The sequence below is a fragment of the Terrabacter sp. 2YAF2 genome, from assembly GCF_052114705.1.
Classification (GTDB): Bacteria; Actinomycetota; Actinomycetes; order Actinomycetales; family Dermatophilaceae; genus Terrabacter.
On record NZ_JBFRFG010000002.1, the window covers coordinates 19742 to 34127 of the forward strand.

At 68.0% G+C, this 14386-nt stretch carries 12 protein-coding genes; 9 read left to right on the forward strand and 3 right to left on the reverse strand.

Annotated features, from left to right (window positions below):
* The first annotated feature begins 77 nt into the window (after nucleotides 1–77).
* From AB4030_RS03055 to AB4030_RS03065, 3 genes are all read left to right on the forward strand, one after another.
* Nucleotides 78–1493 (forward strand): O-antigen ligase family protein, encoded by a 1416-nt coding sequence (locus tag AB4030_RS03055; RefSeq protein ID WP_442277927.1) that lies wholly within the window; start codon nucleotides 78–80, stop codon nucleotides 1491–1493.
* A 198-nt stretch (nucleotides 1494–1691) separates the two neighbouring features.
* Nucleotides 1692–2945, forward strand: a complete 1254-nt coding sequence (locus AB4030_RS03060; protein ID WP_442277711.1) for a phytase — start codon at nucleotides 1692–1694, stop codon at nucleotides 2943–2945.
* 82 nt (nucleotides 2946–3027) lie between these two features.
* Entirely contained in the window at nucleotides 3028–3453 is a 426-nt protein-coding gene (locus AB4030_RS03065) for an Ig-like domain-containing protein (RefSeq protein WP_442277712.1), read from the forward strand.
* Nucleotides 3454–3507: 54 nt separating this feature from the next.
* Here the strand turns inward: AB4030_RS03065 and AB4030_RS03070 are convergent, their stop codons facing one another.
* Nucleotides 3508–4530 carry a hypothetical protein gene (locus AB4030_RS03070; RefSeq protein ID WP_442277713.1) on the reverse strand — a complete coding sequence of 341 codons (1023 nt, stop codon included), beginning with the start codon at nucleotides 4528–4530 and terminating at the stop codon, nucleotides 3508–3510.
* A gap of 562 nt (nucleotides 4531–5092) precedes the next feature.
* Here AB4030_RS03070 and AB4030_RS03075 point away from each other — a divergent pair.
* Nucleotides 5093–7552: a hypothetical protein gene (locus tag AB4030_RS03075; protein WP_442277714.1), complete on the forward strand. Its 2460-nt coding sequence runs from the start codon at nucleotides 5093–5095 to the stop codon at nucleotides 7550–7552.
* Between the two features lie 121 nt (nucleotides 7553–7673).
* On the forward strand, nucleotides 7674–7853 hold the full coding sequence (locus AB4030_RS03080) for a hypothetical protein (protein WP_442277715.1): 180 nt from the start codon (nucleotides 7674–7676) through the stop codon (nucleotides 7851–7853).
* Here AB4030_RS03080 and AB4030_RS03085 read toward each other — a convergent pair.
* Both AB4030_RS03085 and AB4030_RS03090 read right to left on the reverse strand, forming a co-directional pair.
* Entirely contained in the window at nucleotides 7835–8782 is a 948-nt protein-coding gene (locus AB4030_RS03085; RefSeq protein ID WP_442277716.1) for a sulfotransferase, read from the reverse strand. The two genes, AB4030_RS03080 and AB4030_RS03085, sit on opposite strands and share 19 nt — an antisense overlap.
* On the reverse strand, nucleotides 8779–10056 hold the full coding sequence (locus AB4030_RS03090) for a glycosyltransferase (RefSeq protein ID WP_442277717.1): 1278 nt from the start codon (nucleotides 10054–10056) through the stop codon (nucleotides 8779–8781). The genes AB4030_RS03085 and AB4030_RS03090 overlap by 4 nt, the downstream gene beginning before the upstream one ends.
* Nucleotides 10057–10275: 219 nt before the next feature.
* Here AB4030_RS03090 and AB4030_RS03095 point away from each other — a divergent pair, with 219 nt between their 5' ends.
* Genes AB4030_RS03095 through AB4030_RS03110 form a run of 4 tightly spaced genes read left to right on the forward strand, consistent with a single transcriptional unit; the run spans nucleotide 10276 to nucleotide 14310 of the window.
* On the forward strand, nucleotides 10276–11013 hold the full coding sequence (locus tag AB4030_RS03095) for a hypothetical protein (protein ID WP_442277718.1): 738 nt from the start codon (nucleotides 10276–10278) through the stop codon (nucleotides 11011–11013).
* Between the two features lie 20 nt (nucleotides 11014–11033).
* A complete protein-coding gene (locus tag AB4030_RS03100; protein WP_442277719.1) occupies nucleotides 11034–12011 on the forward strand; it encodes a hypothetical protein in 978 nt (325 codons plus the stop codon).
* The gene (locus AB4030_RS03105; protein WP_442277720.1) at nucleotides 12008–13474 is read left to right on the forward strand and encodes a hypothetical protein; all 1467 of its coding nucleotides are present in this window, start codon (nucleotides 12008–12010) and stop codon (nucleotides 13472–13474) included. The genes AB4030_RS03100 and AB4030_RS03105 overlap by 4 nt, the downstream gene beginning before the upstream one ends.
* Nucleotides 13471–14310: a sulfotransferase family protein gene (locus AB4030_RS03110; protein WP_442277721.1), complete on the forward strand. Its 840-nt coding sequence runs from the start codon at nucleotides 13471–13473 to the stop codon at nucleotides 14308–14310. The genes AB4030_RS03105 and AB4030_RS03110 overlap by 4 nt, the downstream gene beginning before the upstream one ends.
* Nucleotides 14311–14386 lie beyond the last annotated feature (76 nt).

Consider the following 14386-nt stretch of genomic DNA (forward strand, 5'->3'; position numbering starts at 1 on the left):
GGCCGGCGCAGGCACGGAAGGGTCGCCACGCGAGTCCCGGCAGTGCGCGAAGGTCGGCGCTGACCGTCGTGCTGCAGATGGCCTTGGTGGTGCTCGTGACGGCGGGGGCGCTGGTCAGCGGCCTCAGCATTGTCGGGGGCGACAAGACGCGGGCCGTGCTTCCCGTGGTCGCCATGGTCGCCGTCGGCCTGGGGTTGCTGGCCTTGACCCGGTTCTCGGCTTTCGTGCTCCTCCTTCTGGCGGTGCGGCCGACCCTGGACCTGCTGAAGCTGAGCTCGAACTCGACGGGGACGGCCGTCGGCAACACTGCCTCCCAGCGCGGACTCGATCCCTCCAGCATCGTGGGTGTGCTGTTCCTGCTCGCGGCAGTGGTCTGGCTGGCGGGTCGTCTGCGGAGCGGCCAGCTCGTCGCGGGCTCGAGGCTGCGCACAGCGATGCTCGCATTCCTGGCCGCATGTGCACTGAGCGTCGTCGGGTCGATCCAACCCCAGGCAAGCGTGCTCGAGGTGCTCCGGATCGGCACGGTGGTGATGATGTTCATCGTGCTCGAGCAGCTCATCACGTCCCGAGCTGCATTGATCCGGGTCCTGGTCACCTGTTATGGCGCCATGCTCGTACCGCTCGGCTTCACCCTTTTCGGGATCCTGACCGGCTCGCCCAGCTCTGAGGTGCGAGGGAGTTTCACGCGGCTCACGGGGCCCTTCAACCAGTCGAACACCTTCGCCCGTTACCTCGCCTTCCTCCTGGTCTTCGGGATCGCGATCTATCCGTACGTCAAGCCGAAGCTGAAGCTCCTCTTCGTCGCGATGTTGGGTCTCTCGTCGGTGTTCATGCTCCTCACCCTGACCCGTACAGCCATTCTCGGATCGGTCGCCGGGGTTGTCGTCATAGCCCTGGTGCAGAAGCGCAAGGGCCTCATCGCAGGTCTGGTCGCGATCGGAGTCGCCGCCCTGATCGCCCTGCCCGGTGTGGCTGCCCGTTTCGGGACTCTCGACAGCGGGAGCGTTCCGCAAGGGACCCCGACCGGGAACACCCTGGTGTGGCGTCTGCACTACTGGACCGAGGTCATTCCTCTGGCCAACGCCAATCCCGTAACGGGCATCGGGCTCGACTCGACCCAGTACCAGACCGATGCGGCCAAGCAGCCGCACAACGACTTCATCCGGGCCTATGTGGAGACCGGCCTCGTCGGCTTGGCCTTCTACACCTGCATGCTTGTCGCATTGGTGGGCAACGCGCGCCGTGCCGTGCAACGAGCGCCGAGGAGCACGCTCGAGGGTGGGGTTGCGGCAGGGGCGCTGGGGTGTGCGGTCTGTTTCGTGCTGGACAGCATGGCAGCCAACGTCATGTCCAACGTGGTGAGCCTGTGGTACCTGATCGCCTTCGCCGCTGCCGCAAGGTATGTCTCGCGTACCTACGCGTCGGGACCGCGGGGTTCCAACGACCTGCAGAGCAGGCCTGATGTGGGTGTCGTGTCTGCAGGGACTGCCTGACGGGGGCCGCCGCCCGCACGGCATACATACGGCGAAGGGGACGACTTTCAGCCAATTCTCAGCAATGGGCCACCGCAGGCTCGGGGCCGCCTTATGGTCGAGCAATTCGAAGCGGTGCCTGGGACGTCTGTCGAAGAGGGTCGACACATTTCCACCGGGGGGTGGCACGTCGGGGGCGCTCGAGGGGGAGGTTAGGACATGGGCAAGCAGATCCACCGAATGGCCATTGCCGCAGCAGGGGCGGCGCTCGTGGCCCTGGGGCCGGCGGCCTACGCGGCGACGTCGACCGTCGCGGCGACGGCAGAGACCATCGACCGCAAACCGGCCGGCACGAACGATGCGGACGACCCGTCGTTCTGGGTCCATCCGAGTGACCCGTCGAAGAGCCTGGTCATCGGCACCGTCAAGGAGGCCGGTGTGGACGTGTACCGGACGGACGGCTCGCTGGTGCAGACGGTGCCGATTCCGTCGGGCAGTCGCTACAACAACATCGAGGTCCTCTACGGCATCAACCTCGGCGGGACGACTCGCGATCTGGCTGTGCTGAGCGACCGCGGCACCGACAAGCTGCACATCTTCGCCATCAACGGCGCCAGCGCCACCGCGCCGCTCAGCGAGGTCACGGCGAGCTCCGCTCCACTCGTCTTCGGGGGCACCAAGAAGATCAACTCCAAGACCACCTACGGTCTCGCTGGGTGGCGCAACCGGGCGACCGGCAAGGGTGAGGTGTTCGTGACGCAGGAGAACACCACCAACCTGGCCAAGCTCGTGCTCACCGACGCCGGTGGCGGCAAGGTGAGCTATCAGCGCGTGGCGTCACTGAGCCTGCCGGACCACTTCACTCTTCCGAACGGTTCGACGTGGAAACCCTGCTTCAACCCGAAGCACCCCGACTGGGTGGCGCATGCCGAGGGCATGGTCGTCGACCCTGACACGGGAACGCTCTGGGCCGACCAGGAGATCGTCGGTCTGTGGAAGATGAGCACCGACCTGACCGACCCCGTGCTCGTCCACAAGCTGACCCGGTTCGGCCAGAAGTACAGCGTCGTGAGCGACAAGTGCAAGATCGACGCCGCCTCGACCAGCTATGGCGAGTCCTACCTTCCGGGTGACCTGGAGGGCATCGGCCTCTACCGGGCTGGGACGACCTCCAACGGCTACCTCATCATCTCTAACCAGCAGAAGTCGATCTTCACCGTCTTCAGCCGCAACGGCTCGAGCTATCTCGGAACGCTCGCCATCGGCGGCGGGGCGTTCGACGCGGTGAACGCCACCGACGGCCTGGATGTCATCAACGTGAACATGGGTCCGAAGTACCCGCAGGGCATGCTCGTCACCCAGGACGGGAAGGACGCCCCCGAGGGCGGGACCAACTTCAAGTTCACGCCGTGGCAGAGCGTGGCGGGCTCCATGGGCCTCGTCATCGACACCGCCGGCAGCCCCCGGAACTGAGGCAGGAACGCATTCTGAGCGATACACGACAAGTCACTTGGTGGGGCTGGCGTGGCCCCACCCTGATCCAGAGGAGACGGACATGCATAGGGGAATAGCGCTGATGAGCGTGGCTGCTGCAGCGGCAGCCTGGGGCGGCATGGCGCTGCCCGCACAGGCGGCGACGAGCTATCGGGTCACGGTGACTTGTTCGGTGCCCAAGTCGCAGCCCGAGCGGCAGCTGGCGCCCAACTCGTGCCTCAACTACCTTCCCGACGGCACCCAGACGTACACCGCGAAGGTCCGCGACAGCAGCGGCAAGCCGGTTCGCGGCGTCGTCGTGACGTGGACCGACTCGGACGCCCAGGACGCGCTCTTCCGGGTCAACCAGAACCCCTGCGTCACGAACTCCAGCGGATCGTGCTCCGCCGAGCTCGTCGACAAGCACCCGAAGGCCCGGGAGAAGATCAGCGTCACCGCGTCCGCGGGCGGGTCGTCGGGTAGCGGTCTCCTGACCTTCCAACGCTGATCCACACCACGAAAAGCCCCTGGTCGCTACGGCGCCAGGGGCTTTTCGAGGTGGTCAGCGCGCGGTGAACTTGGCCAGGTGCGCGACAGGCTGTCCGGCGACCTTGGTGAAGTCGCCGCCGAGCCACAGGTCGTGGGTGTTGGGGTCGACCGCGGCCGAGAGCACGCCGAACGGGCTGTCCAGGGTGGGAGCCCAGGAGGTGACCTGTCCTCCTGACCACGAGACCTCGAGCACCTTGCGCCTCGGGAGGTTCTTGTCACACATGAAGGGCGCCCCGGCTCCCGTGTTGCCGACGCAGTAGTTGGTGAAGTGGCCACCACCGAAGACCGAGTCGCCGTCGACGGCGACAGCTTGGACGTCGCCGTCCAGCTGGTAGACCTGCTGTTGCAGGGTGCCGTCCTGCTTGAGCAGGAGGAGGTGGCCGCCAGAGCCGGCCTGGCCGACGTACACGCCTTGCGCGTCGGCGACGACCTTCAGGACCGGGAACAGCGAGTGCGGGGCGAAGCCGGAGTCGTTCTTGCCCGTGGCGGCGCTCACGGCGCCGAGGTAGGGGTAGGCGCCCTGCCCGTTCAAGGTGGTGAAGAGCCCCCCGACGTAGACCCTCCCGCCGTCGGCGCTGAGAGCCAAGGTGTTGACCTTGGCGTTCGCCTTGGGCTGCCAGCCCGGGTCCAGGGCGCCGCTGGCGAGGGAGAAGGCGGCCAGCTTGGACCGGCTCGCGGCCCCGACCTTGGCGAACTCGCCGCCGACGTACAGGCTGGAGCCGGACGCGGCGAGCGCCCTCACCGGCTTGTTGATCACGGGGCTGAACGACTGCACCTGTGCACTGGCGACGCTCAGGGCCGCGATGTTGCTCCGGCTTGCGCCGCCGACGTTGGTGAAGGAGCCGCCGACGTAGACCGTGCTGCCGGAGACGGCGATCGACAGGACCTCGCCGTTCGCGGCTGCGGTCCAGGACGTCAGGTCACAGGTCGCGACGTCGATCGCGGCCAGCCGGCTGCGCACCTGGGCCTTTCCGGACCGGTCCGTGACCTGGGTGAAGGTGCCCCCGATGAAGAGGGTCCCCCCACTGATCGCCATGGAGCTGACCCGCCCGTTCGGTTGAGCGCACGGCCGGACGGCAGTTGGAGCGACGGCGGCCATGGCGGCCGATGCGCCCCCCACCACCAAGGCGGTGGTACAGAGCGCGGCAAACGGAAGTCGAGTACGCATGTGAGTTCCCCCAGTTGAGACGTTTTGATCGGCGACGCCCCGCGGTCGCCTCGGCAGCACGGTGCCGCGGTCTCAGCAAAATAACGCAAAGAGTTATCGCGAGGACGCGAATCGGCCATGCGTATTTATGCCCCGACAGAGCAAATATCCTCTTAGCAATACATATCCGACTTGTCGTATTCGCCGAGTGTGCGCATCCTTTCCCCGGTCAGGCGCGTGGTCGGAAAGGGCGTGTTTGCATCAGTTGTCTGCACTTTTTGTGTGCTGAGACGTAAATATCCGCGATGTGTTCTCCGCAAAGCGCTTTTTGCATTCTTCCTTGTTGCTAAGGTCCTTTTCGTTGGTCCTGGGGGGCAGGACCGGTGGGCGCCGTTCGGTGCACCGCCTGGGGGAGGCGAGCCGTCGCTCGCTCGTTACCTGTGGAGCATTCATGAGGACATCTCGTATCCGTGCACTGGGCCGACACGCGTCAGGCAGTCGGGGGCGATCGGATCGATCCACAGGGGTCCGGCTCACCCTCGCTGCCGCCGCCGCGGCAAGCCTGACCGTCGCAGCAACGCTGTCGGTGACGGCGCCGGTGGCGTCGGCCGCGACGGTCCAGCCCGCGGGTCCGGCGCTCTCGCCGAGCGCCGACGGCACCTTCTGGGGCACGAACGGTCGCGTGGTCGACATCGTCTCCAACGGGACCAAGGCCTGGATCGCGGGTGGGTTCGACTACGTCGGTCCCACCACAGGTCGAGCGGTCACGGTCGACTCGAGCTCGGGTGCCGTGGCGCCGTCCTCCAACGTCGTCGACGGCACAGTCAACGCGTCCGCACCCGACGGCAAGGGCGGCTACTACCTAGCCGGCGACTTCTCGCGTGTCTCTGACGTGCGGCGCCAGGGCCTCGTGCACATCAAGTCCGACGGAAGCGTCGACCGTTCGTGGCCGGCGTCCGCCGTGACGACCACCGTCACGGTCAAGGGGGTCGCCAAGGCACAGACCGGTTCGGTCAAGTCGATCGCCGTCGCAGCTGACCGGCTCATCATCGGAGGAGACTTCGACACGGTCAACGGCGTGCGCTCGTCCCGTCTCGCCGCCATCGGTCTGGACGGCAACGTCATCTCGACCTGGCAGGCGTCGGCCAGCGCCACGGTCAACGCCGTGGCGGTGGTCGGCAGCAAGGTCTATGTGGGTGGCTCGTTCACCAGCCTCAACGGCGCCAGCCGCGCCTACCTCTCCCGGGTCCAGCTGGCCGATGGCGCCAGCGACCCGACATTCGCGGCGCAGACGAACGCTCCGGTGTACGCCTTGGACATCCAGGGCGGCGCCACGAGCGCCCAGGACACCGTGAAGCTCGGTGGCGACTTCACCAGCGTGACCAGTGCTGCCGGCACCACGAGTCGTTCCCGTCTGGCCGCCGTCGACGGCGGCGGTGCGGTGCTGCCATGGGCGGCCTCGGCCAACGGGACGGTCAGAGCCATCGCGACGGACCCGGCGACCGGGACGACGTTCGTGGGTGGCACGTTCAGCCAGCTGTCCGGACAGAACCGCACGCAGGTCGGCGCGTACACCTCAGCGGGGGTGCTGACCAGCTTCAGCGCTTCGCTGGCCGGATGCCAGGCTCCGCACACGCTCAAGTCGACCTACACCCTCCCCGCCTGCGCCGTCGAGGTCCAGGCCCTCCAGGTCGTAGGAGGAACGGTGTACGTCGGCGGCGTCTTCACCACCAGCCAGGGCAGTCTGCGCCACGACGCGGCCTCCTACTCCGTGGCCACCGGGCAGCTCACGCCGTGGCTGCCGATGCCGGGGGCCCGGGTCCGCACCTTCACCAACCTGGGTGCCACCACGGTGATGGCCGGCGACTTCGTCAGCGCCGGTGGCCAGTATCGCCGGGGCGTCGCCAAGATCGACCTCGCCACGGGGACCCTCGATCCCACCTTCAGGGCCGACGCCGACAACATGGTGGTCGACCTGGACCTGAACGCGGACCGCACCAAGCTCTACCTAGGCGGCACGTTCAAGGCCGTCAACGGGGTCACCCGCCAACGGATCGCTGCGGTCGATGCCACCACCGGTGCCCTCGACGCGGCCTTCGTGGCCAAGGTGAACAAGGACGTCTACACGATTGCGGTGCGGCAGGGCTTCGTCTACCTCGGCGGCCAGTTCACCCAGATCGGCAAGGTGGCCCGAGCGCATGCGGCCCGCATCTCGGCCGTCGACGGCTCCGTCGACACCACGTGGACCGCGAACACCAACGGACCCACTGGGACGACGTACCACGAAGGCATGGTGCTGTCCCTGGCTGTCGCCCCCGACAACTCGCGGGTCTTCCTCGCCGGGCCCTTCAAGACCGTGAACGGCGTGGCCCTGAGTGATGGTGTCGTGGCCCTCAGCGGGGCCACCGGGGCAGTGCTGCCCAAACAGCTGGGCGGGGTCCGCAGCTGTGGGATCTACCACTGGATCGTCAGTCTCAAGCTCAGTGACGACGGGCAGCGGCTCTACGGAGGCGACGTCTGTCCCGACTGGATCTACCAGTGGGACGCGGTCAACCTCTCGCAGACCAAGGCCAACGGTCTCAACTGGAGCACGGCCTGCAACGGCGGCATGCAAGGCACGCTCGAGGTGAACGGGACCTTCTACTACGGCACCCATGGCGGCGACAAGGGCAACGGCGGCTACTGCTGGCAGTCCCCGACCGTTCCCACGCAGGTGGCCCAGCAGAGGTTCTTCGCCTTCCGAGCGAGTGACGGAGCGCTGACCGACTATGCCCCGGCATTCGACTCACCCATGGGTGTGTGGTCCTTCGCAGCCGTCCCACAGGGGCTGCTCGTCGGTGGCGACTTCACCGTCGCCGGTGACCGCAACACGGTGGCCCAGGGTCTGACCCTGTTCCGCGGAACGCCCTGACCACCCTGAGGCACGGCCGACGGACACGAGCGGTCGCTCCTACCCGGCGGCGCGGCTCGCGACGTACCTTCCGGCGACCGGGACCTTCGACGTCAGCTGGACTCCGTCTACCACGGGAACGGTGTATGCCCTTGAGTCAACAGCGCCGTGCACGTATGCCGTGCTCACTCGCAACGGCGCTGGCGACAGCGCGCTCAGCGAGGTCGTGCAGGCGACGCCCGTCGCCGCGGCGCTGACGGTGCCGGGGGCGCCGACAGCGTTCCACGCCGCCGCCCTCGCAGCTCAGCCCCGGACCGAGTAGCCGAAGTGGCGCAGTCCCGGCAGCGTGAACAGTGACACGACAGCCCGCTGCAGCACCGGCATGGCCCGACGCCACTCCTCGTCCGGGCGGAGCGTGACCAGGCCCCGGTCGTGCCGGTTGGGATTGCCGGCCACCGTGTGGGTCGGCTGCATCCTGACACTGCGCTCGTCGACGAAGGGGGTCGGACTGGTGTCGAGGTCGAGCAGCTGTGCGATGCGCTCGACGGTCTCGCGCGGACGATCGACGAAGTCCTCGTAGCGGATCCGGACCGTGCGTCCGCGCTTGACGGGCCACCAGAACTCGACGAGGTAGTTCCACACGACCCACATCGCCGACGAGCGCCACAGCTCGAGCCGTTCCATGGTGGCGTCGTCGTCGTCGCGGTCGCCAGTCACCTTCACCCGACGCCACGAGAACGCGTTGGCCCGCGGGTCCCGGACGACATGGACGACGTAGAGCTCGATCCCGGGAAGGCGCTCGAGGATCTTGCCGTAGGGCGGCAGCTTCGAGGAGTCCACGATCACTGCGGGATGCTCGAGCTCGGACAGGGCGCTGTAGAGGGCAGCGATCGTGTCGTCGTTGGGGTGCGGCGGCACGGCCGGTCGACCCCTGAGCTGGCGCAGCACCATCGAGGGGATGCGCATCATCCGCAGCCGGGACAGCAGGTCCTGCGACACTGCGAGCGGGTCGGGTGGCGGGGCGCCCTGGTAGGCGCGGTCGACGACGGCCCTCCAGACGGGACACTGGCTGAACGGCAGGCCGCATCCGCACCGGTGGTCCTCGAGGAAGCCGCGCTCCCAGACGTAGCGGAGCTCGCCGACGGCCATGGCACCGGGGAGCTGACCCAGGATCGTGCTGAGGATCGTCGTGCCACTGCGGCCCGTGCCAGCCACGAAGAGCACCTTCGTGGAGGCCGGATGGGTGCTCACCGGGAGGTCTCCGATCGTTGCGCGACAGGCGGTTTCGTCGATCGACCCGCCCGCGTCGAGGCCTTGTCGTAGACGACCTCGAGCCTCGAGAGGTGCGCAGCGGCAGCGAAGTCCTGCTCGAGCCGACGGCGGCCGGCGACGCCCATGGCCACCGCCTCCTCGGGGTTCGAGTCCAGGCGAGCCAGGGCTCCGGCGAGGAGGGCGTCGTCGTCAGCGGGAACGACGAGACCGTGGACGCCGGGCTCCACCAGCTCGGGCATCCCGCCCATGTCCGTGACGACGACGGGGGTCGAGGCGGCGAACGCCTCGAGGATGGTCATCGGCTGGTTCTCGTACCAGCGCGAGGGCACGAGCAGGGCGCGGCTGTGCCGCACCAGCGGAGCGAGCTCGTCCGCGCTGAGGCGGCCATGGAACACCACCCGACCCGGGGCCACCTCGGCCGCCAGCCGTTCCAGGCTCGGTCGTTCCGGACCGTCTCCTGCGACGTGGAGGACGCAGGCGCTCGACAGACGGCCGATCGCCCGGATGGCGGTGTCGACGCCCTTCTCGTGCGACAGGCGTCCAGCGACGACGAAGCCCTCGCCGGGCACTGGATCCTGCGCAGGCTCGGGGATGTGGGTGAAGTTGTTCACCACGCTGATCCGATCCTCCGCGATGCCCTGGCGCACCATCACCGCAGCCAGGAAACGGCTGGGGCTGACGAAGGCGTCGACCGGGCCGTAGGCGTCGAAAGCGCGATGGAGTCCCGACTCGACCGCGAGAAGCACACTCCCGCCAAGGGATCCGCTCTTGCACCGGTGCGCCGCAGCGTGCCACGTCCCGTGGCCCACGCACGCATCACACGGACGTCCGTGGTCGAGCATCTGGTAGCTGGGGCAGGCCAGCTTGTAGTCATGGAGGGTCATGACGCACGGGATGCCGGCGCGACTCACCGGCCGCAGCACGGCGGGGGAGAGCTGGTGGTAGATGTTGTGGCAGTGCACGATGTCGGGTCGGAACTCGCGGATCGCCTGCTCGATCCCTCGGGCGCTGGAGCTCGACCGCACCATCCGCGCCGAGGCCTTGATGCCGGCCCACCCACTGGGTGCAGGCTCCAGCTCCACGAACGACGGGAAGGTCCGACCCAGGGGCTGCGGAGTCTCGTTCTCCGGGTGGTCCATGCCGAAGAAGCCGACCTCGTGTCCGGCCGACCGTTGGAGGGCGGCGACGTCCAGCATGTAGCCCTCTGCGCCTCCGCGTCGGTAGAGGAACTTGTTGACGTGAAGAATGCGCATCGCCGGTCCCTTCTGAACTCGCACAGTTGACCACATGCCGTCCCGAGATGTCCGCGAATCGTGGGGAACGGTCGGCCGATTCGGCTGGCTTGAGCACATTTTGCGGTTCTCCCGTGCGAGCTCGGCAGCCGATCAATAATGAGCCGGGACAGCATCGGCTCTGAGGGACCCCGGGGGGGACGCCCGGCTGTCGATGTTCGACGGAGGGGACGTAACAGCGTGGCACGATCCGTGGTGGCAACCGCACGACGAACGGTGCGCCGTGCAGCGACGTGGAGGCCCAAGCGCGACGGGACCGAGAGCGTCGACGTGGCTCGGCTGATCAGCCCGTTCCGCTACGACGTGGTCGTGCGGGCGCAGCTGTTCGACGCGGTGGCGGCGCGACCGGACGGCCAGTCGATGGATGAGTTCGTGTCGTCGGTGGCGGAGCATCCCTACGCGGTGTGGTTCCGTGAGGTCGAGCTCCGTCGCTTCTTCCCGTGGGTGCTGAACGAGCCACGGGACGTCGCCGACGCGTACGCCGCTCGGGTCGAACGCGCGGTCCGCACCTTCGAGTCGTTTCAGCAGCGCGGCTTCGATGCCCGCCAGCCGATCATGCTGCGCCGTCTGGCTCGCCCCACGGTCAGCGACTCCGGCGTCCTCGTCCCACGGGTGCTCCACCTCGGCGACGGTGGACACCGACTGGCCCTCCTCTACCGCTCGGGAGGCCTTCTCGAACCGTCGATGCACCGCATCGACCCGCGTCCGAGCAAGGTCATCGACAACACCGCGATCCTCGCCCCCGCACTGCGGTTGCCTGAGCGGGAGTATGCGGCCTTCCTCTCCCTCGGCTTCCTCGACGCTGCCGTGGACTCGCTGGACGCGCTCTGGACGGGAGTCGAGCACACCTGCCCGGACCGCCTCGCGGAGCTCGAAGCCCTGGTGAAGGCGCAGTGGCTGGACGTGGTCGAGCGATGAGCGCGTGGTGGGACCGGTACGTGAATCCGCCGACGGGTCCGCAGACCCCGAGGCAGCACCTGACCCGCAAGATCGTGCGCCGGATCCACTGGGCCCGGACCGAAGGTGTCGGCCGGGTCATCGAGGAGGACCGCCTCGACCCGCGCCCTCGGCTGCGAGCGGCCGCCCGCAAGCGCCGGTGGCGTCACCGTCACCCCGTCGCGCCTGGTTCGGCCGTGCCCGTCTACGTCGTCGGACTCCAGCGGTCGGGGACCAACATGCTCATGCGTGGGCTGGACGAGGCGCCCGAGACCGAGGTGCGCAACGAGAACGACCGCGTGCTGTTCCACCGTTTCCGGATCAGGTCCGTCGACGTGCTGCGTTCGACCGTCATGGCGAGCCGGCAGCAGTTCGTCTTCGTCAAGCCGATCTGTGACTCGCAGCTGCTCGACACCTTCCTGGACATCGACGGGCTGGCCCCGGGACGCGGGGTCTGGGTCTACCGCGACCCGGACTCCCGGGCCCGGTCGGAAGTCTCCAAGTTCGGGCCGGCCAACCTTCTGGCCCTACGTGACATCGCCGCCGGCAAGGGTGAGATGCGGTGGCAGGGGGAGCGTCTGCCCAGGGCGAGTGTCGAGCTCGTCCAGTCGTTCGATCTCGACACGATGACTCCTGTCACCGCGGCGGTGCTCTTCTGGGCCATCCGCAACCAGCTGTTCTTCGAGCTCGGGTTCGACCGTCGCGAGGACGTGCTGCTGGTGTCCTACGACGCCTTCGCCGCCCACCCGGCGGACGAGATGCGGCGTCTCTGCCGGTTCGTCGGGGTGACCTACCGGCCCCAGCTCGACGAGCACGTCGATCGCAGGGTCTCGCACGGGACGATGCCGCTGGAGATCGATCCTCGAGTCCGCGCACTCGCCACCGAGGTCCACGAGCGTCTCGAGGCCGCGCGCGAGGCCCAGAACCGCCGGTCGGCGGACCAGGACTCGTCCGCGGCCGGCGGGAGAAGCGCCTCATGAGGACCAGGACCGCGGCGATGCGCACCGCAGCAGGCGTGGTGGTCGGCGCCCTGCTGCTCGGCGCCTGCACCGGCCCGGCCGACGTCAACAGACCCCCGACGACCAGCCCCACCGGGACGCCGAGTGGTCCACCTTCCGGGACGGCTGCCGACCTCACCGCCCCGCTCGGCGCGAAGTACGACTGGTCGCGGTTCGACATCGTCTCGCCGTACCTGAAGAACCTGTCGGGAAGCTCGACGTTCTACGAGCTCGTCTGGTGCGACATCGAGCCGACCGAGGGCAAGCAGGACTGGGCAACCATGGACGCCGTTGCCCGCAAGGCGAAGACCGTCGGTGCGCAGCTGATGATCAAGATCCGGGTCGGTTCCTGCTGGGCCACCACCCAGAGCGACCCGCAGCACGTGCGCGGTACCAAGAACAAGACCGAGTCCTTCATGCCCAAGGACATGAGCAAGTACAACGCGTTCGTCTCCTCGGTCGTCAAGCGCTACTCCGCCCAGGGTGTGCACACCTACGCCGTCGAGAACGAGATCAACTCGGAGTCGTTCTGGGGCGGCAGCACCACCGAGTTCGAGTCCCTGGCCAAGGCTGCCGCGGCCTCGATCCGCGCCGCGGACCCGGCTGCAGCGGTGGCCGACCCGGGAATCAGCAGCACGGCATACGGGGCGGCCATCGCCAAACGCCTGATGGACCAGGGCAAGGTCGCCGAGGCGGTCAAGGCCTGGAACACCTACTACTCACGCCGCATCGGAACGCGTGGCGAACAGCTCCAGTCCGTCACGGACGGGGCGAGTCTCTCTGCGGCTCTCGCCGCTCCCCAGGCGGCGCGCAACCTCGAGTACCTCGCGCTCGCCGAGAAGCTCCAGAAGGACAAGGTGGTCGACATCAGGCAGGTGCACTTCTACGAGAGCTGGCAAGCCGCCCCTGCCTTCGTCGACTACCTCAAGGCCACGACTCCAGCCGGCATGCCGATAGAGGCGTGGGAGGTCGGCCAGTTCCTCAAGGACGGAACCCTCACCGACGAGCAGCGCGCGCAGGAGATGGTCAAGACCGTGTCCCTCCTGCTCGCCGGCGGGGTTCGGCGCGTGCTGTGGCTCCCGCTCGTGATGAACCCGGTCGGACGCAACAGCAACGAACCGCGCTACGGCCTGCTCAACCCGGATGGTTCAACGCGTCTGACCGGCACCGCCTTCACGGCAATGGCCCAGGCCGCGGCCGGCGCGACGGCGACCGCAGTCTCGGGGAAGGGCCTCAGCGGGGTGGCCCTCGAGAAGGACGGCAAGACACAGGTGTTCGCCTGGAGCCCGGCCGGCGACGTCATGATCAAGCTCGGTCCTGGTGAGGTCGTCAAGCCGGTTGCCGCCCAGGGTGGCTCGGGGGCCACCGGGTCGGCCAAGGTCGGTGCGGTACCGGTCCAGATCGCCTCCAACCGAACGGTCTCCGAATTGTTGAGCACGCTATGAGCCTCGATCCCGACCCGAAGCGACTCGTGTTCGTCGGCGGACTGCACCGCAGCGGCACGACGCCCTTCGCCAAGATCCTGGACGGAAACCCGGAGATCAGTGGACTCGTCAACACCGGGGTCCGCGAGGACGAAGGACAACACCTCCAGCGGGTCTACCCCAAGGCGAAGGTCTACGGCGGGTCCGGCCGGTTCGCCCACCGACCGGAGGCGCACCTCACTGAGGCGTCACCGCTGACGTCGCCGGCGAATGCGCAGGCGATGCTCGACAGCTGGGTCCCCTTCTGGGACACCAGCCGGACGTTCCTCGTGGAGAAGTCCCCGCCGAACATCATCATGGGCCGCTTCCTCCAGGCGCAGTTCCCCGGGTCGGCACTCATCGTCGTGGTCCGGCATCCGGTGGCGGTCGCCCTGTCCAACAAGAAGTGGCGACGCATCACGTCCACCAACCCTCGCAAGTTCCAGTCGCTCAACCAGATGGTGGAGCACTGGCTAGCGGCTCACACGATCCTGGCGGCCGACGCACCACACCTCGACCGGCTGCTCGTGGTGCACTACGAACGCCTGATCCAGAGCCCGGACGAGGAGCTGAAGCGCGTGCAGTCGTTCCTCGGCCTGAGTCAGCCGATCGACTCCTCGAAGCTCAGCAGGAGTCACAGCGACTCCTATGCGGAACGGTGGGCGTCGTACGAGGGCTGGTGGCGGCCGGGCGCATGGCAGCGTCGCATCATCGGGTCTCGCCACGCCGAGGACATAGCCGCCTTCGGCTACGACTGGGCCGACCTGTCCGGTTTCTCCCAGCACCGCACCCCGCTGGGGCTGACGGCAGCGATCTGACGGGGTACGGCGTGACCGTGCCGGCGCGGTGAAGCTGTGCTCGCGGCGCGATTACTCTGGTGGGGCACCCCGTGTC

Excerpts from the sequence above, each read along its gene's own strand:
- AB4030_RS03055 (WP_442277927.1), top strand. The coding sequence starts at position 78 with ATGGCCTTGGTGGTGCTCGTGACGGCGGGGGCGCTGGTCAGCGGCCTC.
- AB4030_RS03060 (WP_442277711.1), top strand. The coding sequence starts at position 1,692 with ATGGGCAAGCAGATCCACCGAATGGCCATTGCCGCAGCAGGGGCGGCG.
- AB4030_RS03065 (WP_442277712.1), top strand. The coding sequence starts at position 3,028 with ATGCATAGGGGAATAGCGCTGATGAGCGTGGCTGCTGCAGCGGCAGCC.
- AB4030_RS03070 (WP_442277713.1), bottom strand. The coding sequence starts at position 4,530 with ATGGCGATCAGTGGGGGGACCCTCTTCATCGGGGGCACCTTCACCCAG.
- AB4030_RS03075 (WP_442277714.1), top strand. The coding sequence starts at position 5,093 with ATGAGGACATCTCGTATCCGTGCACTGGGCCGACACGCGTCAGGCAGT.
- AB4030_RS03090 (WP_442277717.1), bottom strand. The coding sequence starts at position 10,056 with ATGCGCATTCTTCACGTCAACAAGTTCCTCTACCGACGCGGAGGCGCA.
- AB4030_RS03105 (WP_442277720.1), top strand. The coding sequence starts at position 12,008 with ATGAGGACCAGGACCGCGGCGATGCGCACCGCAGCAGGCGTGGTGGTC.
- AB4030_RS03110 (WP_442277721.1), top strand. The coding sequence starts at position 13,471 with ATGAGCCTCGATCCCGACCCGAAGCGACTCGTGTTCGTCGGCGGACTG.